The organism is Pseudomonas sp. 22490 (genome assembly GCF_052044465.1).
Classification (GTDB): domain Bacteria; phylum Pseudomonadota; class Gammaproteobacteria; order Pseudomonadales; family Pseudomonadaceae; genus Pseudomonas; species Pseudomonas aeruginosa.
On sequence record NZ_JBQENS010000021.1, the window covers coordinates 78,146 to 96,816 of the forward strand.

Consider the following 18,671-nt stretch of genomic DNA (forward strand, 5'->3'; position numbering starts at 1 on the left):
CCTACTCGCGGCTGCGTGGCAAGGCCCCGCCATCCTCTGCCGGCGGCCGCTCGGGCTTCGACCGAGCGGGCTGGACCAGCGGACTGGCGCAGGCGTCTTCCAGGTAGTTCTGGAAGTGCTCGACGATACTGTCCCAACCTTGCCGGCTGGCGTGTTGGCGGGCGTTGAGACGGACCCGGCGCAGGCGTTCCTGGTCGTCCAGCAGCCAACTGGCGACTTCGACGAAGCCGCTCTTGTCGCCCGGCGCGGCGAGCACGCCGTTGTGCCCATGGCGGATGTGCTGGCCGGCGGCGGCCTGGTCGAAGGCGACCACCGCGAGGCCGGCGGCCTGGGCTTCGAGGACCACGTTGCCGAAGGTCTCCGACAGGCTTGGGAAGAGGAACAGGTCGCCCGAGGCGTAGTGGGCGGCCAGGGTTTCGCCGCGCTGGACGCCGCAGAACAGCGCTTCGGGCAGGTCCCGTTCGAGGTGCTTGCGCTCCGGCCCGTCGCCCACCAGTACCAGGCGCAGCTTCAGCTGCGGATGGGCGGCGCAGAGCGCGCGGAAGGTGCCGCCGAGCAGGCCGAGGTTCTTCTCTGCCGCCAGCCGGCCGACGTGCAGCACGGCGATGTCCTGTTCGCCCAGGCCCCAGCGCCGGCGTAGTTCGGGATCGCGCCGGGAGGGATGGAAGAGTTGGCTGTCGACCCCGCGGGAGAGCAGGTTGAGGCGTTCGAAACCGCGCCGTTGCAATTCCATGCGCTGGCTGCCGCTGGGCACCAGGGTCATCTGCGTGCGGTTGTGGAACCAGCGCAGGTAGCCGGTGACCAGCCGGGTCAGCGGACCGAAGCCGTAGTGCTCGCTGTACTGCTGGAAGTTGGTGTGGAAGCCGCTGACCGCCGGGATGCCCAGGCGCCGCGCGGCGCGCAGGGCAGAGAAGCCGAGCGGGCCTTCGGTGGCGATGTAGAGCACGTCCGGGCGCTGGCGCTTCCAGCAGCGCAGCAGCTTGTGCAGGCTCGACATGCCCCATTGCAGGCCGGGGTAGCCGGGCAACGGCCAGCCGCGGGTCAGCACCAGCTCGGCGTCGCTGCGCCGGCCGTCGTCGCCGGGCTGGCGCGGGCGCACCACCTGGACCCGATGGCCAAGCTGCTGGAGACCGGCATGCAGGCGACCCAGGGTATTGGCGACGCCGTTGACTTCCGGGGGGTAGGTTTCGCTGATCAGGGCGATGCTTAGAGGTCTGCTCATGACGTCAGTGTCGACCGACGCCGTGTAGCGGATGTGAAGTTTTGGTGACGCTTGCGTGACGGCGCCCCGGTCGGGGCGCCGTGGATTTCAGCGTTGCAGCAGGCGTGGGTTCTCCTCGCCGAAGATCTGCTTGCGCAGGGCCTTGAGGCGTTCGTCGATGGCGGCGTGACGCTGCTCCTCGTCGTCGACGCTGGCGAGCACCTCGGCGATCACCTTGTCCGACTCTTGCGCGTATTCGCGCAGTTGCTCTTCCTCGCCAGGCGTCGGCGCTTGCTGCTGGACGGAGGCGTTGTCCTTGAGCGCCATCCAGATCTCGAAGTCGAGCGCCTCGCGGCGCCTGGCATCGGCCTCCACATAGGGCGTCAGACGCTGGATCTCCTCGAAGGTCTGGCGCGGATCGGCGCCGACCGCCACCTCGCGCTTGAGCTGTTCGATCAGACCTTCGGCGGCCTGCTTGCGTTCGATCTCGGACATCTGCCCGGCGTTGCGGCCGAACTCGCCGAGTTGCTGTTCCAGGTTGTCGGGAGCGGTGGCTGTATTCATCTCGGGGGCTCGGGAAGGAATGGAAGGTTTTGCCGCCGGTGTGGCCTGCGGGGGAGACGCGAAGGGCGTGACGGGCGCCGGCTCCGATGGGTAAAACAACAGGACGGCGCCGATGGCCGTGCCGCAGAGCAGCAGGGCCAGCAAGGTCCAGGTCAGGGTAGGTCTCATGCGATGGACTCCTCGCTTCAGGTCGCTGCGATGTCGAGCAATGGATCGCTCCTGCTCGGCTTGCCGGTCTCGACGTGTCCGGCCAGGCGGCGGAGATAGTTGGCTTCCGTATTGCTGGCGGTCACGCTGAGGTCGTACCAGCCCTGGCTGCTGCGTAACAGCCACACTTCACTGATCGCCTGGTTCGGTTCGAGTTCATAGCGACGGCTGCCCTCCTGGGTATAGGCCGGGTTCGGCGTCACCGTCACGCTGCACGGCAGGCGGCCGAGATTGCGGATGTTCAACTGCAGGTTGCCGTTGCGTTGATAGGTGACCGATACCTCGGGCCGCGCCATCTGCGCGGCGAGATGCAGGTTGCCGTGGAACTCGCGGAAGAAGCCGTTGGGGCCGTGCACCTCGAAGGCGTAGCGGCCGTTGGCGTCGAGCAGGTCGTCGAGTTCGTCGTTGAGGGTCCGGCCCAGTTCCTCTCCGCTTTCCTGGACCACCGGATAGCTGGTCACGGTATAGAAACGCGGATTGCCGACTTCCCGCGGCTGCACCTGGAATACCGCAGCGGAGTGTCCCTGCGGATTGCCCGGCAGGCTCATGCCGTCGTTGCCCAGGGTCAGGCGCAGCTTGCCGGCGGCGATGTCGAGGGCCAGCGTGGCGTGCAACTGGTAGGGCACCGCGAGGGTAGGGCGCTGGCCCTTTTCCTGGCCGGGCAGGCTCTTGGGCTCGTAGGACCAGTACTTGGGGCTGGGCCGGTAGAACTGCTGCCAGTAGGCGTCCTCCTTGCGCGCGTCGCTCTGCGGGACGTTGGTCAGGTCGGGGGCGACCTGGGTATCGCCTGCGCCCTGGAAGTCGAACAGCGAAGTCAGGTCGCCGCAGACGGCACGCCGCCAGGGCGAGATGTTTTCCTCGACGACGCCGAAGCGGCGTTCGAGGAAGCGCAGCACCGAGGTATGGTCGAACACTTCGGCGCTGACCTTGCCGCCCTTCGACCAGGGCGAGATGGCGATCAGCGGGACGCGGTGGCCGAGCCCGATGGGCAGCCCGCTGGATGCCTCGATCTCGCCGGCGGTGCTGACCGTGGAAAGGCCGACGCCATCCTTCCACGGCGGCACCGGGGCGCTGGCGTGGTCATAGAAGCCGTCGCCCTCGTCGTAGTTGAGGATGAACACGGTCCTGGCCCAGACCTCGGGGTTGCTGGTCAGCGCCTCGAGCACCCGGGTCACGTAGTACTCGCCGAACGAGGGGCCCCACCAGGGATGCTCGCAGTAGCAGTAGGGCGCGACGATCCAGGACACCTGCGGCAGCGTGTTCTCCTGCACATCCTTGCGCAACTGGTCGACGCCGCGGGCGAGCATGGCGCGCTGCCAGAGGTCCGAATCGCGCGGAGCGTTCTTGAAGTTCCTGAACCAGGCGAGGGCGTTGCAGTCGTAGTTGTTCTGCTCCTGGAGCCGGTATTTCCAGTAGGCGTCGACGTACAGGTACCAGAGTGACGAGGAGCGGTAGCCGCCTTCCTGGTAGACCCGCCAGTCCACGCCAGCGGCGCTTAGCCGCTCGGGATAGGTGGTCCAGTCCACCGTGCCGCTGGCGCCGATGGTGCCGTCGCCCATGTCGTTGCCGATGTGTACGTCCTTGCCGTCGCCGCTGGGGGCGGCGCGTCCGCTCATGTGGTAGAGGCGGTTCGGATTGGTCGGGCCCATCATCGACTGGTGGTAGGCCTCGCACAGGGTGAAGGCGTCGGCCAGGGCGTAGTAGTAGGGAATGTCGCCGCGCTTGAAGTAGCCCATGGCTTCGGGGTACTGCACCGCCATCCACTTGTCGTTGCGGCCCTGGTTCCAGATCGCGTGGAAGGCCGACCATTCATGGTTCTGCGAACTCACCCACTGGGCGCTGGTGACCTTGGTATCCCAGTGATAGGGGGAGAACTCGTACTTGTAGTTCTGGTACCAGACCGGCTTGCCGTCCTGGCGCTTGAGCGCGCGAGGGTCGTTGAAGCCGCGGACGCCGTTGAGGTGGCCGAAGTAGTGATCGAAGCTGCGGTTCTCCTGCATCAGGATGACCACGTGCTGGACGTCCTGGATGGTTCCGGTGCGGATGTCCGGCTCGACGGCCAGGGCGCGCCGGAGCGTCTCCGGGAACAGCCCGGAAAGGCCGGCCAGGGTAGCGGCCTGGGCGCCGTGCTTGAGAAAGGTTCGACGGCGGAATTTCCAGTTTTCGGTCATCGTTTTATTTCCCGGGTGGTTTTTTGATTTCCATCAATCTGCGTACTTCTTGTTTCGAGATGATTAATCGTCTTCGCTGTTTTTCCGGCAGGGAATACAGCGAGCCGATGGTTTCATGGCGATAATTTATCGGTTGATCCCGAAAGCGACTTCGATATGACCTTGAGCGACAACTTGAGAAGTTTTTCGGGATAAAAACAAAGGGCATGGAAATGGAGTTCCATGCCCTTGTCGGCTGAATGAAAGGTCACTTGTTCATGTGTTTTAAATCACATTTTATTTGACGACTTTCATGCGTCATAAAGTTGGCTGGCGAATCTCGCAACCTTGGCTGGAGCCCGCTAGGGAGTGGTGCCGAGTACCTCGAAGGAGCGGGTCGAGCCGCCGATTTCGCTGATCTTCTGGGTCCAGAAGTTCTTCGCGTTGCCGTAGTGCCTGATGTAGTAATGGCCGGGCTCGGTCCCTGGTGGAATGGACCAGTTGATAGTCGCTTTCGAGGCAGATATACCCACTCTCTCCCAGCGGTATTGAGTATCCCAGTCATTATCGGTGGCAACGGTCACGGGCGTTTGTTTGCCATCCTTGCCGATATTCACCACTTCCAGGAAAGTCTTCTCGGTGCGCAAGTCATTCTTCGGATGTCCGGTCACGAAAGCGACGGTCACCTTGTCGCCGATGCGATAACTTTCCCTGGGTTGTTGCAACACGTCGCCGAAGGACTTGCCGATATAGGGATCATCGGCCACTACTCCGGTCTGGAAGTTCATCTGGCAGCAGGACAGGTCCGGCGCTATCGCCGAGGTTTCCACCGGCAGGCGTTCGCGCAGCGCCACCGCCATGTCGACGAACAACTGCTGGTAGGCGGCCTGGGTCCAGGGGCCGTAGAGGGTCGAGCCGCCTTCGTATTCCTGGGCGGCGTATTCCTCGCGGGTGGTGACGTAGCTGGCATAGGCATTCGCGTAGCCATTGAAGACCACATGGCGGATACCGGCCGCTTCGCTGGCCGCCTGCACCGCGCGGCGGATCCGCACCCCGGCCATCACGGTGAACTCGGCGGGGGCGCCGAGCAGTTCCAACTGGCCGATGCGGAACATCTGGATCGGCAGCACCGTCGGCGTCCAGGGGTAGGGTTTCTTGTTGCCGGTGTCGGCGAGGATGGTCTTTTCCGCCTGGCATTGCACCAGTTCCTGCGGCGGCACGCCGGTGAGCAACCCGCCAAGGGCCGAGAGGAACGGATTGTTGCCTTCCTCCAGCCCCAGCGGGCCTGGACCGTCTTCGGTGCTACCGGCGGCCAGGCTGGTGCCGATGGCCGCGGTGCACAACTGGCGCGGCTGGCCGTCGGTGAACTCCGGGCGGATCGGCAGGCGGGTGAAGTCGACGAAACGGAAGCGCGAATCCAGTTCGCCGAGCACTTCCTCCTGGGCCTGGCCGGCGATCTCGTAGGCCTTGGCGAATTGGCGCAGACCGATCTCGCGGGTGTTGTCGAACTCGTTGTCGAAGGGACCGGAGCCGGGCTTCAGGTTCAGGTTGGGCGACAGGTTGCCGGCATTGGTCTGGGCGAAGGCGGCGACGAAACCGCTCTTGCGGCTGACGTCGTGCTCCCAGTGATAGGAGGCGTAGCCCTTGTTGTCCGGGGAGATCAGGTGATTGGCGTTGGTCATCGAGGTGCTGTGCACCGGGAACCAACTGATCGCGCCGGCCAGCTCGCCGTTGGCGTCGACGAAGCTGAGCACGCTCATCTGCGGGTCGATGCCATCCTCGTAGCCGACGATGTCCGGATTCTTCAGGTGCGACAGCAGCGAGCGGTTGCGGCTGGCGTTGCGCAACTCGCCGCTGCCGTAGAACAGGCGGCCGGGCTGCAACCTGGCCTGGGCCCGCTCGATGGAGCGGACGATGCCGTCGACGATGGCGTTGAAGGTCTTTTCCTGGAAGCCGAGCACCGACAGGTTGTACATCGCGTAGTGGGAGAAGCCGCCCGGACCGGAGTGGGTGTGGGTGGCGGCGAGCATCACGTTGTTCTCGTCGTAGACACCGGGGTACTTCGCCTTGAGCCGGGCCAGGACCTTCAGGTGCACGGCCTGGAAGATCATCCCCAGGTCGGTGTTGACGTAGACCAGGCGACGTCCGCTGGCCGCTTCCTCGATCACGAAGGCACGCGCCCACTGGCGCATGTGGATGCCGGCGGTCTTCTGTTCGAGGGAGGAGTAACCCATCATGCCGACTTCGGCGGCTTCGCCGGTGATGTCCGCCTTGCCCAGGCCGAAGCGGTAGGGCAGGTCGTCGGCCCTGGCAGGCATGGAGAGCGCCAGCAGGACGCAGGACAGCAAGAGCGCGGTGAATGCGGAACGTGACATGGCGACCCTCTTCTTGTTTTCCGCCGCTGGGCGGGCTGGGGACGGTGGTCATCGAAAGCGGGCCGGAGCCTGCTTCGCCTGGTTGCCACTGTAGTGCCAGGGTGGTGGAGTCGAGGGGGGCGTAGCGGACAGGAAGGGGGTGAGCGCCGGCCATCCTGCATGGACGGCAAGGCAGGCGGGTAAAAAAAGGCCGCCTGCGTGGGGAGGCACCGGCGGCCAGTCGGTTCGGCAGCGTCGAGCCGGTCTGCAAGGGCTGGCGCAGGTCTCGGCTGCGGCCTGCGCCGACGCTCCCGAGGGCATTCGTAGTGTGCCCGACGCCGGCTGTCAGGGTGCTGACGCCCGCCTGACAATGCCGACAGCGGACACCGGGCGCATGCTTATTTCACCAGCGCCTTCTCGCCTTCCTCGCGGACCCAGAACAGGGTGGCGCCGGCGACGGCGGCGGGCATCATGACCAGGTTGACCAGCGGGATCAGCAGCGCCAGGTAGGTCACCCCGCCGAAACCCATGCACGCCCAGCGCTTGCTGCGCAGCCAGGCGAGCATCTCGTTCCAGCCGAGCTTGTGGTTGTCCGCCGGATAGTCGATGTACTGCACCGCCATCATCCAGATGCCGAAGAGGATCCACAGCGGCGTGGCGATCAGGTTGACCCCGGGCACGAAGCTCAGCACCAGCAGCACCAGCGCGCGCGGCAGGAAGTAGGCGAGCTTGCGTATCTCGCGACCCATGGTGCGCGGGATCATCGCCAGCAGTTCGGCCCAGCTGAACGGCGGGAAGTCGTCGCGGCCGCGAACCACCACCTCGACCTTTTCCGAGAGGAAGCCGTTGAACGGCGCGGAGATGATGTTGGCGACCATGGTGAAGGTGAAGAACACGATCACCAGCACCAGCAGGACGAACAACGGCCAGACGATGTACTGCAGGAAGCTCAGCCAGTCGGGCAGGCTGGGCATCAGCAGGTCGACCCAGTGGCTGAACTGCTGCATCGCGAAGCCGATCAGCAGGGCGAACACCAGCAGGTTGAGGGTCAGGGGGATCAGCACGAACAGGCGCAGGCCGGGACGCATGATCAGCTTCAGGCCTTCGCCGAGGTATTGCGGGCCGCTCAGGGCTGGCATAGGGAATGGTTCTCCGATGGGATGCGGGCTGAAACCTTAGCAGACTGGCGAAAGCCCGCGACAGAGCCTGTTTGACCGCGCATTTCAGGCTGGCGCCTGGTACAGGCAATAGTGGTTGCGCTGGCGCTTGGCCTCGTACATGGCGCTGTCGGCGGCACGGACCAGTCCTTCGGCATCGCCGGCATGCCGCGGGTAGAGAGCGATGCCGATGCTCGGGGTGACGAAGTCGATGCGTTCGCCATTCAGCGCGATCGGTTGGACCAGCGCCGCCAGCAGGCGTTCTGCGAGGCGCTGCGGATTGTTTTCCTGGCTGTCCTCGAGGAGCACGGCGAATTCGTCGCCGCCCAGGCGGTAGGCCTTGTCCGGCTGCCGCAGGGTGCTGCGTACCCGTTCGGCGACGGTCCTGAGGAGGGCATCGCCGATGTCGTGGCCGAAGCGGTCGTTGACCTCCTTGAAGCGGTCCAGGTCCAGGTACAGCAGCGCCAGTTCGCTTCCGCCGGAGCCGGCGCGAAGCAACGCCTGGCCGAGCTGTTCGTCGAAGGCCTTGCGGTTGCCCAGGCCGGTCAGCGGGTCGCGGTAGGCCATTTCCAGCAATTGCTGCTGGTAGGCGATCTGGTCGCTGACGTCGCGGACGATGCCGCGGTAGCCCCGTAGTTCGCCCTGCAGGTCGTGGATCAGCGAAACCGTGGCCTCGAAGTAGCCGAGGCTGCCGTCGGCGCGCTGCAGGGGGATGGCGAAGGTCTTGCCTGCGCCGCTCTGCATGGCGCGCTGGAAGGGTTGGCGGGCACGCGCCAGGTCGTCTTCGCCGAGCAGTTCGTAGTAGGGATGGCCGATCAGCGTTTCGCGCGTCTGGCCGAGCAGTTGGCAGAGCGCGGGGTTGACGGTGAGGATCACGCCGTCGACGTCCATTTCGAAGTAGCCGTCGCGCATCGACTGGAGGATCGCCCGGTCGCGCGCCTCGCTGTGTTCCAGGCGCTCGAGCATCTGGTTCATCTCGCCCGCCAGTTGTCCCAGCTCGTCGTTGCCGAAGTCGCTCAGGCGTATCGAGTGGGCGTTGCGTCCGACTTCGGCGACCTCCCGGTTGAGCCGTTGGACCCGGCGCAGGACCCACAGCTCCAGGGCCAGGTAGCCGACCAGGAAAGCGCCCAGCGCGACCAGCAGGGAGGCGCCGAGGAAGAAGTTGATGGCCTTCTCGCCCTGGATGTAGAGCAGGCGTTTCTTGGTGATGTCGAAGCGCAGCTGCGGCTCGCCGCTGGAACTCAGGTACTGCACCGAGACCTGCTGGACATGTTCGCCGATGAACCGCCGTGGGCTGAGCAGGGCCTGGTTGTGGGTACTGCCGCTGCGGCTGCGCAGCGGCTTCCAGGTGGAGTCGGTGGCGATGTTGGGCATCGGTTGCAGGTCGGCCTGCATCTGTTCGCGGAGGTTGGCCAGGCGTTCCCGGTCGAGGAAGTAGCCGGCGAGGATCGCGCCCTTCGCCGGCGCGCTACCCTGGTTGTTGCTGATAGGCACGCTGACCAGCAGGGTCGGCAGGTTGTCGACCAGCAGCAGCTCGCTCAGGCTGTGGTCGGTGCGTCCGCGAAAGTCCAGCGCGCCGAGGCGGATGGCGCGTTGCTGCAGTGCCTCGAGCAGGGCCTGGTCGCTCGCCGAGGGGGCGCCGAAGAGCACGCGCTGGTCGGGCGCGGGCGGGGACCACTGCTTCAGTTGCAGGTGACCCCGGTCGTCGAGGAACAGGACGAAGTCGAATCCCAGGTCGTCGAGCATCTCGTGGTCGAGGTTTTCCTGTTCGAAGGTCTCGTTGGGGCGCTGGATGAAGTCGTAGCTGGCATCCCACCAGGCGTAGGTGCGAACGATGTCCAGGTGGCGCTTCAACTCGAAGTCCAGCCGGTTGTGCAGGACGGTGGCGCCCTCTTGCAGGCGTTGCTGGTCCTCTCGGTCGAAACGGCTCAGCAGGATGCTTTCCGACAAGAGCCAGATACCGCCGAGACTGGCGGCCAGCAACGGCAGGAACAGCCAGAGCAGGCGTGTGCGTAGGGGCATGCGGTGAGGACGGGTAATGGGCGACAGCATGAGTCTAGCCGCAGGTTGAGAGCATAGGCTGACTCTATCGTGCGAATTGAAATTCGACATTTCAATGCATCGTCGTGGCTGGGTAACCTGCGCTGCATATTCTTCCGGGAGCCTGGCGTCGCCGGGCGCAACCCAACCTTCTAGGAGCCTCGCGATGAGCGTACTGGTCAACAAGCAAGCCCCCGATTTCACTGCCGCCGCGGTCCTCGGCGACGGTTCCATCGTCGATGCCTTCCAGCTTTCCAGCCTGCGCGGCAAGTACGTCGTACTGTTCTTCTGGCCGCTCGACTTCACTTTCGTCTGCCCCTCGGAAATCATCGCCCACAACAACCGCATGGATAAGTTCCGCGAGCTGGGCGTCGAGGTGGTCGGTGTCTCCATCGACTCGCAGTTCACCCATCACGCCTGGCGCAGCACGCCGGTGGAGAAGGGCGGCATCGGTGCGGTCGAGTTCACCATGGTCGCCGACGTCAAGCACGAGATCACCCGCGCCTACGGCATCGAGCACGAGGACGGCGTGGCCTTGCGTGCTTCGTTCCTGATCGACCGCGCCGGGGTGGTCCAGCACCAAGTGGTGAACAACCTGCCGCTGGGGCGCGAGGTGGATGAGATGGTGCGCCTGGTCGAGGCCCTGCAGTTCACCGAGGAACACGGCGAGGTCTGCCCGGCCGGCTGGCGCAAGGGCCAGAAAGGCATGAAGGCGAGCGCCGAGGGCGTGGCCTCGTACCTGGCCGAGAACGCCGAGGCACTGTGATCCCGATGCCGGGCGCGAAGTGTGCCCGGCCGACCTTTTCCCGGGGCGACCGCTCCTTCCAAGCCTTCCCCATGTGCTTTGGTGGCCCCGTTTTTATTCGCGCCGACGCTGATGTCGGCAGGAGTCCGACGAGATGCCCGATACCCTCCGCCACGCCCGAGTGATCATCCTCGGTTCCGGTCCCGCCGGTTACAGCGCGGCTGTCTACGCCGCGCGCGCCAACCTCAAGCCGCTGCTGATCACCGGCATGCAGGCCGGCGGCCAGTTGACCACCACCACCGAGGTCGACAACTGGCCGGGCGATCCCCACGGCCTGACCGGCCCGGCACTGATGCAGCGGATGCAGGAGCACGCCGAGCGCTTCGAGACCGAGATCGTCTTCGACCACATTCATGCCGTGGACCTGGCCGGCAAGCCGTTCACCCTGCGCGGCGACAATGGCACCTACACCTGCGACGCACTGATCGTCGCCACCGGTGCCAGCGCGCGCTACCTGGGGTTGCCGTCGGAGCAGGCGTTCATGGGCAAGGGCGTGTCGGCCTGCGCCACCTGCGACGGTTTCTTCTACCGCAACCGCGAAGTGGCGGTGATCGGCGGCGGCAATACCGCTGTCGAAGAGGCCCTGTACCTGGCCAACATCGCCAGCCGGGTGACCCTGGTGCATCGTCGCGAAACCTTCCGCGCCGAGAAGATTCTCCAGGACAAGCTGCAGGCGCGGGTCGCCGAAGGCAAGATAGTGCTCAAGCTCAACGCCGAGGTCGATGAGGTGCTTGGCGACACGATGGGCGTCACCGGCGTGCGCCTGAAGACCCGCGATGGTGGCAGCGAGGAGATCGCCGTGGATGGCATGTTCGTCGCCATCGGCCATACTCCCAATACCTCGCTGTTCGAAGGGCAACTGGCCCTGAAGGACGGCTACCTGGTGGTCAACGGCGGGCGCGAAGGCAACGCCACCGCGACCAACGTACCGGGTGTGTTCGCCGCCGGCGACGTGGCCGACCACGTCTACCGCCAGGCGATCACCTCGGCCGGCGCCGGCTGCATGGCCGCGCTGGATGTGGAGCGCTATCTCGATTCGCTCTGATGAGAAGACAGCCCTGAGTGCTGCGTGCAAGGAAGGCCCCGCTTCGGCGGGGCTTTTCTTTGTCCGTTCGGAAGGCCGCGGGCAGTGGGTCGTCCGGTTACGCATCCGCCGACGGCGTACATCGGGGCCGAGCGGCGTGCCGGCAGAACACGACTTAAGGACGGCGGACTGCGAATAGAGCAATTGCTCTAGCCGGCCTAGAATCCAGACGCTTCATCCTTCCCACGACAACACAATAGAAGGAGCGTCATCCATGTTTCTCAGCCCTAGCGCGATCTGCCTGCTCGGCCTGATCGCCTGGACCCTGTTGCTGGTCTTCCTGCTGGTCAGCCAGCGCGGCCTGCTGGTACTCGGCGGGCGGATGGCGGTGAACGCCTTCGCCGCCGATGGCAGCAACACGCCTGGCGGTTTCGGCCAGCGGCTGGTGCGAGTCCATGCCAACTGCGTGGAGAACCTGCCGCTGCTGGCCGGCGCGCTGCTCTACGCGATCGCCAGCGGGCAGAGCAGCCTGACCGACCCGTTGGCGCCGCTGGTGCTCGGCGCCCGGCTGTTCCAGTCGCTGATGCACCTGGTCAGCACCTCCGCGCTGTTCGTCTGGCTGCGTTTTGCCGGCTTCTTCGTGCAGTTGCTGGTGCTCGCCTGGTGGCTGCTGCTCCTCGCGGGGCTGGCCTAGCGGCGCCGGCTCAGTCGCCGGCGGCCAGTTGCTCGGCGAATACCTCGCGGTCGACGTTCGCTCCGCTGAGGATCAGGCCTACCTTCAGCCCCTTCAGGCGCTCGCGCTCCTGCCAGGCGGCGGCCAGCGCCGCCACCCCGGCGCCCTCGGCGACGTTGTGGGTGCTGGTGAAGCACAGGCGCATGGCCGCGCCGATCTCCCTGTCGCTGACCCGCACCAGGCGATCGGCGCCGGCCAGGATCATTTCCAGCGCGCTCGGGTCCGGCGTACTGCACGCCATGCCGTCGGCCAGGCGGGTGTCGACCGGGTGGCTGATCGCCGTGCCGGCCTCGAACGACAGGGCGTAGGCCGGCGCATGGGCGGACACCACGCCGACGATGCGGGTCTTCAGGCCCAGCGCGTCGCGCGCGGCGATCAGGCCGCAGATGCCCGAACCCATACCGATCGGCACGTAGACTTCGTCAAGGTCGGCCAGCGCGGCGAACAACTCCAGGCTGTAGCTGGCGACCCCGGCCACCAGCCAGGGATGGAACGCCGGAATCAGGTGCAGGCCTTCGCGCCGGGCGCGCTCGGCGGCGTATTCGCGGGAGGCCTGGAAGTCCTCGCCATGCTCGATCAGCTCCGCGCCAAGGCTGCGCATCGCCGCGTTCTTCTCGCGGCTGTTGCCGTGCGGCACGACGATGATCGGCTGGATGCCGTAGCGGCTCGCCGAGAAGGCCACCGACTGGCCGTGGTTGCCGCGGGTCGCGCTGATCACGGCGGCCGGCCGCTCGCCCTGGTGCGCCAGGTGGTGGAAATACACCAGGCCGCCGCGCAGTTTGAAGGCCCCCACCGGCAGGTGGTTCTCGTGCTTCATCCACACTTCGCAACCCAGTGCCTCGCATAGCAGCGGCCAGCGTATCTGCGGCGTCGGCGGCAGGCTCTGGTGGACGATGGCGGCGGCCTGTTGGAGGGCGGCGAGAGAAAAAGGCATGCGTGGTTTCCCCGTGCTGGTGGTCGGACCAGCCTAGGGAGCGCACGGCAGATTGAACAGGCACACGTAGCCAGGGTTTCGCCGGGGGACTGTACCGTTGCGCGGATTCGCCGTCTCGCGGCGGGTGCCTGGCGGCGAAAACGACTGCCGCCCGGAGCGGGCGGCAGTCGAGGGCGTTACAGCAGGGTCCAGGCGTCCTGCCAGGCCATGCCCTTGCCCGGGGCGTAGTAGAGGTCCCAGCCCTTGCACCAGCCGGAGTTCGGGTAGGGCTTGCACTGGTAGCGCTTGCCATCGGCACCGCGCACTACGGTCCCGGCGTCGTATTGCTGCAGGCCTTGCGGATAGTCGAAGTCGACCTTGCCGTCGCCGCCCGGTTGCTCGCCGCCGCCCTCGACCGGCAGTTCGATGTCGACCTGGAAGCGGTAGCCGGCCTGGCGCACGTAGACCTGGTTGTCCTGCGAGCTGGCCACCGGGCTGACCGCCCCGTAGGCATCCAGCACGCCGATGTTGACCAGGGTGGAGTCCTGGTTGACCTTCTGCGCCAGCGCCAGCGGCCATTGCTTGGCACCGTTGGCGCCCTGGGCCAGGGTCAGGCTGTGACGCTGGGCGTCGCGGCCCTGGGCATCGAACAGACGCAGGGTGACGGTAGCACCGGCTGGCAGGTCCTGCTGCGCGCGCAGGTTGCCCAGCGCTTGCCAGGGGTTGGCGACGGCGCCGCTGAAGCTCACGTCGATGCAGGCGTAGAAGGCTTCCGGGCTGTCCGAGCGCTGCCAGACGTTATAGATCACATGCTTGCCGGTCTTGCCCTGGGGCAGCGGGCAGTTCATCCGGTAGGTGCCGTTCTCCAGCTTGACGCTGGTGATCGAGCAGAACGGCGCGGGTTCCAGGTCGCTCCAGGCCAGCGGCTTCTCGGGGTTGTAGCCGTCCTTGGTGATGTAGAAGTCGAAGTAGCGGGTCGCGTGCGGCGCGCTGGCCTTGTAGACGAACTGGAAGTTGCCGCTGGCGTCCGGCGCGATGGCAGTGCTGGGCCAGTCGCTGCGAGCCAGGTTCAGGCCCTTGAACAGTGCCTTGCCGGCGCCGCAGAGCTGGCCGTCGGGGACCACCGCCTGGTGGTTGCCGTTGGCGTTGCCCTGGTTGACGCCATTCCAGTCGTACAGCGCCTGGGTGCCGCCGGCGGCGACGGCGGCCTTGCAGGCGGCCGACTTGGGATTCTCCGGACCTTCGAGGAAGCAGCCGTAGACCCGACTGGGCGGCGTTTCCATCGAGCCGTGGGCATGGGCTGCCTGGGGCAGGAACAGGGCGAGGGTGAGTGGCAGGAGTGCCAGGGTGGCTGAGTAGTGTTTCATGACAAGTCCTTTTTTCCAGAACCGGATTCATTTCGAAGCGGGCTGATCCTAGCCCTCGGTGCCGGTTTGAGGTCCCTACCAAATGTGACGGGCCGGTCAGATTCGCTACCCATTCCTGATGGATGTTGCGGAATGCAAAGCGGTCGGCACCCGCACTGTGAGCCGGTAGAGGCAGGCAAAGGGCCGCCATGGGGGCGGGGAAGGGAAGCCGGCGGGAAGGTGGCGGACCTGTCAGAACGATCAGTGTCCGCGCCCGGCCGCAGCCGGGCGGGAAGGGAACTAGACCTGGCTGCCGAGCTGTTCGGCGCGACGCAGCCAGCCCTGGCGCTGTTCCTCGCTGGAACTGCGCATCGGCGCGAACTCTTCCAGGCGGCGGGTGGCGATGCCACAGGCGCCGAGCACGCTGCGCACCATCTGCCGGTGCGCCGGCGGGCCCTTGAGGAAGCGCAGCCGCGACAGCGGCTGGTCGTGGCAGACCAGCAGGTCGGCGCTGCGCCCGCCCAGCAGTTGCTCCCAGTCCTTGTCCTGGGTGCCGCGGTAGCGGAAGGCGAAGCCCGGCTGCAGGACGCGGTCGAAGAAGCCCTGCAGCAACGCCGGCAGGCCGCCCCACCAGACCGGGTAGACGAACACCAGGTGCTCGGCCCAGTGGATCTGCCGCTGCGCTTCCAGCAGGTCGGGTTCGAGCACCTGGCTCTGTTCGTAGCCTTCGTGGAGGATCGGGTCGAAGGCCAGCTCGCCCAGCTTCAGTTCGCGCACCACGTGATCCTTGCTGCGCGCGCCCTGGGCGTAGCATTCGGCGAGCAGGTGGCAGAAGCTCTTGCGCTTGGGCGAGCCGACGATCAGCAGGATGCGCTTGCCGTCGCCTTCCAGCGGGGTGGCGCCGGTCTTGGCGGTTTCAACCATGGTGGCCGGCCTCCAGCATCTGCTCCGGCCGTACCCATTCGTCGAACTGCGCTTCGTCCAGGTAGCCCAGCTGCAGCGCCGCGGCGCGCAGGGTGGTGCCTTCGGCGTAGGCCTTCTTGGCGATTTCGGCGGCCTTGTCGTAGCCGATGTGCGGGTTCAGTGCGGTGACCAGCATCAGGCCGCGCTCCAGCAGGTCGGCCATGCGCTGGGCGTCCGGCTCCAGGCCGGCGACGCAATGCTTGTTGAAGTTGCGGCAGCCGTCGGCGAGCAGGCGGATGGACTCCAGCAGGTTGTAGACGATCACCGGCTTGAACACGTTGAGTTGCAGATGGCCCTGGCTGGCGGCGAAGGAAATCGTGCTGTCGTTGCCCATGACCTGGCAGGCCAGCATCGACAGCGCCTCGCACTGGGTCGGGTTGACCTTGCCGGGCATGATCGAGCTGCCCGGCTCGTTGGCCGGCAGCTTCACCTCGGCGAAGCCGGCGCGTGGGCCTGAGCCGAGCAGGCGCAGGTCGTTGGCGATCTTCATCAGGGCCACCGCCAGGCTCTTCAGGGCGCCGGAGAGGATGACCAGCGGCTCGTGGCCGGCCAGGGCGGCGAACTTGTTCGGCGCGGCGACGAAGGGCAGGCCCGATTCGGCGGCGATTTCCGCGGCGATGGCGTCGGCGAAGCCCTTCGGCGCGTTGAGCCCGGTGCCCACCGCGGTGCCGCCCTGGGCCAACTGGTAGACCGCCGGCAGCGCCGCGCGGATGGCGCGCTCGGCGTAGTCGAGCTGGGCGACGAAGGCCGAGAGTTCCTGGCCGAAGGTGATCGGCGTGGCGTCCATCAGGTGGGTGCGCCCGGTCTTGACCAGGCTGGCGTGCCGCGCCGACTGTTCGGCGAGACCGCCGGAAAGCTCGGCGATGGCCGGCAGCAATTGTTCGTGCACGGCCTTGGCGGCGGCGATGTGCATGGCGGTGGGGAAGCTGTCGTTGGAACTCTGCGCGCGGTTGACGTGGTCGTTGGGATGCACCGGCGACTTGCCGCCGCGCGGATTGCCGGCCAGTTCGTTGGCGCGGCCGGCGATCACCTCGTTGACGTTCATGTTGGTCTGGGTGCCGCTGCCGGTCTGCCAGACCACCAGCGGGAAGTGCTCGTCGTGGCGGCCTGCGAGGACCTCGTCGGCGGCCTGTTCGATCAACCGGGCGACTTCCGGCGGCAGTTCGCCGAGGTGGTCGTTGACCCGCGCGGCGGCTTTCTTGATCAGCGCCAGGGCGTGGATCACGGCGAGCGGCATGCGCTGGCCGCCGATGGCGAAGTTCTCCAGCGAACGCTGGGTCTGGGCGCCCCAGTAGGCGTCGTCGGGCACCTCGATGGTGCCCAGGCTATCGGTTTCGGTCCGGCTCATGAGTGTTCTCCAGGGTGCGTATCCGGCAGTTTAGGCCTTCGCTCCCGCCTTGGGTTCCGCTGCCGTCGCTTCCTCGTGGGCATTTTTCGCCGCGCTGCGGGTCGGAAATAGATTGCCCGCCGCCGGCCTCACCAGCGCGCGCGGGTCGAACCGATCCAGCCGAGGGCGCCGTCCACCGGCACGCAGTCGCCGTCGTCGTGGCGCAGGGTGCCGTTGAAACGGCCGAACCACTGGCGGGTATTGGCATAGAACAGGCCGACGCTGGGCCGCGCCTGGTGCAGCTGTTCGGGACGGAAGAGCAGCTCGACGCGACCGCAGGCGCTGTCCAGGCGCCATTCGGCCAGCGGGTCGCGAGGCTCGCGGATGTGCACGTCGTCGAGCACGCGGCTGAGCTTGCCGCCGAACCACAGGGCGTTCTCGCGCAGGTCGCTGGCTTCGGTCCAGCCGGTGCCGAAGTTGCCGGCGATGCCGCCGGGGGCGGCGAAGGCGGCGCGGGTCCAGTAGGTATGCAGCGGCCAGACACCGCGGCCGAAGTCCAGCGCGGCGAAGCTCTGGCCCGCCTGGCAGTCGTAGCGTCGGCGGCCGAGCTGCAGGCAGCCGCTGATCGGCAGGCCGAGCTGGCGGCTGCAGGCATGGAAGGTGTGTTCGCCCATCGGCACCACCAGGTTCACCGACTCCAGGTGCGACGGTCGTCGCACTTCCAGCGCCAGCTCCAGCGGCAGGCCACCGAGGTCCGGGGCCTGGCCGGTGACGCGCAGGCGCCCGGGCTGTTCGTCGAAGCGCAATTGCAGGCGGGGATGCTCGAAGGCATGGCTGGCCTGCGGCTCGTCGGGCAACTGGCAGCCGAGGCCGAAGAAGCGGATCTGCGTGTGCGCTACCGCCTGGCCGCTGTCCAGGTCGAGGAAATAGGCGGCGCCGTAGGTCAGGTAGTCGAGGTCGGCGATGGTCAGCGAGAGCATCCAGCCGGGGCTGACGATGCACCAGTGGTTCCAGCGCTTGCGCCGGCCGAAGTGGCCGGGGATGTGGCAGAGCACCCGCGGCCGGGCGGACCAGCCGACCGCCCGGGGATCGAGCCGGCCGTGGCTGTCGCAGAGGTTGCGCAGGGGCGGGGGCGATACGGCGAGGGTATCGGCGGCGGTTCCGTTCATCTAACACATCCATGTGACAGGCTGACGCAAGCATGCCGGCTGCGGAAGGAAGGCGGCAAGTACCCACTACAGAACTGATAGTAGACGGCATGGAGCGGGCGGGCGCCGGATAGGATTCTCCCGATATTCGGCGCCGCGCTTGAGCGGATTTCGAACTTAGGCGCAGAATGTCGGGTCCCACGGACACATCTACCCAACCTCAAGGATTTTCCATGACCCGTCTTCGCCTCATCGGCAGCGCCGTGCTGCTCAGCCTCAGCTCCATGGCCATGGCCGATTCCGCCAGCCAGGCCGAGCAATTCCTCAAGCTGGTCCATGCTGACAAGCTGACGGTCCCGGTCTATGCCCAGGTGCAGCAGATGCTGGCCCAGCGCTTCGCCCAGGCCAAGGCGCCGGAGAGCAAGAAGGCGGTTCTCGAGCGTTACCAGGCCAAGGCCAATGCCGAGCTGGACCGCGCCATCGGCTGGGACAAGATCAAGCCCGAGCTGATCAAGCTCTACACCACCAACTTCACCGAGTCCGAGCTGAAGGACCTGAATGCCTTCTACCAGTCGCCGCTGGGCAAGAAGGTGCTGGAGAAGATGCCGCGCCTGACCGCCGAATCCGCCCAACTGACCCAGGCCAAGCTGCAAGGCGCCGTCGAGCCGGTGAACAAGCTGATGGCCGACATGGACAAGGAACTCGGCGTCGCCGCGCCGGCCCAGAAGAAAAAGTGAGT

The 18,671-nt window shown here is 66.4% G+C and carries 15 protein-coding genes; 4 read left to right on the forward strand and 11 right to left on the reverse strand.

The window, feature by feature from the left end:
- Window position 1: 1 nt before the first annotated feature.
- From ACTJJX_RS22150 to ACTJJX_RS22175, 6 genes are all read right to left on the reverse strand, one after another.
- On the reverse strand, window positions 2–1,222 hold the full coding sequence (locus ACTJJX_RS22150) for a glycosyltransferase family 4 protein (protein WP_003085828.1): 1,221 nt from the start codon (window positions 1,220–1,222) through the stop codon (window positions 2–4).
- An 87-nt stretch (window positions 1,223–1,309) separates the two neighbouring features.
- Window positions 1,310–1,933 carry a phospholipase C accessory protein PlcR gene (plcR, locus tag ACTJJX_RS22155; RefSeq protein ID WP_016851926.1) on the reverse strand — a complete coding sequence of 208 codons (624 nt, stop codon included), beginning with the start codon at window positions 1,931–1,933 and terminating at the stop codon, window positions 1,310–1,312.
- A gap of 17 nt (window positions 1,934–1,950) precedes the next feature.
- Window positions 1,951–4,143, reverse strand: a complete 2,193-nt coding sequence (locus tag ACTJJX_RS22160) for a phosphocholine-specific phospholipase C (RefSeq protein ID WP_003163185.1) — start codon at window positions 4,141–4,143, stop codon at window positions 1,951–1,953.
- A gap of 341 nt (window positions 4,144–4,484) precedes the next feature.
- Complete coding sequence (cerN, locus tag ACTJJX_RS22165; RefSeq protein ID WP_016851925.1) at window positions 4,485–6,497, reverse strand: ceramidase CerN; 2,013 nt, start codon at window positions 6,495–6,497, stop codon at window positions 4,485–4,487.
- 377 nt (window positions 6,498–6,874) lie between these two features.
- Complete coding sequence (cysZ, locus tag ACTJJX_RS22170; RefSeq protein WP_016851924.1) at window positions 6,875–7,615, reverse strand: sulfate transporter CysZ; 741 nt, start codon at window positions 7,613–7,615, stop codon at window positions 6,875–6,877.
- Between the two features lie 84 nt (window positions 7,616–7,699).
- The gene (locus ACTJJX_RS22175; protein WP_003115193.1) at window positions 7,700–9,655 is read right to left on the reverse strand and encodes a sensor domain-containing diguanylate cyclase; all 1,956 of its coding nucleotides are present in this window, start codon (window positions 9,653–9,655) and stop codon (window positions 7,700–7,702) included.
- 184 nt (window positions 9,656–9,839) lie between these two features.
- On the opposite strand from ACTJJX_RS22175, the gene ACTJJX_RS22180 reads away from it, so the two are divergent.
- From ACTJJX_RS22180 to ACTJJX_RS22190, 3 genes are all read left to right on the forward strand, one after another.
- A complete protein-coding gene (locus tag ACTJJX_RS22180; RefSeq protein WP_003085842.1) occupies window positions 9,840–10,439 on the forward strand; it encodes a peroxiredoxin in 600 nt (199 codons plus the stop codon).
- A 133-nt stretch (window positions 10,440–10,572) separates the two neighbouring features.
- Window positions 10,573–11,523 carry a thioredoxin-disulfide reductase gene (gene trxB, locus ACTJJX_RS22185; RefSeq protein WP_003114229.1) on the forward strand — a complete coding sequence of 317 codons (951 nt, stop codon included), beginning with the start codon at window positions 10,573–10,575 and terminating at the stop codon, window positions 11,521–11,523.
- Between the two features lie 253 nt (window positions 11,524–11,776).
- On the forward strand, window positions 11,777–12,196 hold the full coding sequence (locus ACTJJX_RS22190; RefSeq protein ID WP_003085846.1) for an MAPEG family protein: 420 nt from the start codon (window positions 11,777–11,779) through the stop codon (window positions 12,194–12,196).
- Window positions 12,197–12,206: 10 nt separating this feature from the next.
- On the opposite strand, the gene ACTJJX_RS22195 is transcribed toward ACTJJX_RS22190, so the two are convergent.
- From ACTJJX_RS22195 to ACTJJX_RS22215, 5 genes are all read right to left on the reverse strand, one after another.
- The gene (locus ACTJJX_RS22195; protein WP_003114230.1) at window positions 12,207–13,169 is read right to left on the reverse strand and encodes a threonine dehydratase; all 963 of its coding nucleotides are present in this window, start codon (window positions 13,167–13,169) and stop codon (window positions 12,207–12,209) included.
- 176 nt (window positions 13,170–13,345) lie between these two features.
- The gene (gene cbpD, locus ACTJJX_RS22200; RefSeq protein ID WP_003114231.1) at window positions 13,346–14,515 is read right to left on the reverse strand and encodes a chitin-binding protein CbpD; all 1,170 of its coding nucleotides are present in this window, start codon (window positions 14,513–14,515) and stop codon (window positions 13,346–13,348) included.
- 279 nt (window positions 14,516–14,794) lie between these two features.
- Window positions 14,795–15,418, reverse strand: coding sequence for an NAD(P)H-dependent oxidoreductase (locus tag ACTJJX_RS22205; RefSeq protein WP_003114232.1), 624 nt, complete (start codon window positions 15,416–15,418; stop codon window positions 14,795–14,797).
- A complete protein-coding gene (locus tag ACTJJX_RS22210) occupies window positions 15,411–16,805 on the reverse strand; it encodes a class II fumarate hydratase (protein WP_003085854.1) in 1,395 nt (464 codons plus the stop codon). Before ACTJJX_RS22210 ends, ACTJJX_RS22205 begins: the two co-directional genes overlap by 8 nt.
- A gap of 128 nt (window positions 16,806–16,933) precedes the next feature.
- Window positions 16,934–17,953: a DUF2804 domain-containing protein gene (locus ACTJJX_RS22215; RefSeq protein ID WP_003109416.1), complete on the reverse strand. Its 1,020-nt coding sequence runs from the start codon at window positions 17,951–17,953 to the stop codon at window positions 16,934–16,936.
- A 167-nt stretch (window positions 17,954–18,120) separates the two neighbouring features.
- Here ACTJJX_RS22215 and ACTJJX_RS22220 point away from each other — a divergent pair, with 167 nt between their 5' ends.
- A complete protein-coding gene (locus ACTJJX_RS22220; protein ID WP_003120754.1) occupies window positions 18,121–18,669 on the forward strand; it encodes a DUF2059 domain-containing protein in 549 nt (182 codons plus the stop codon).
- The last annotated feature ends 2 nt before the right edge of the window (window positions 18,670–18,671 follow it).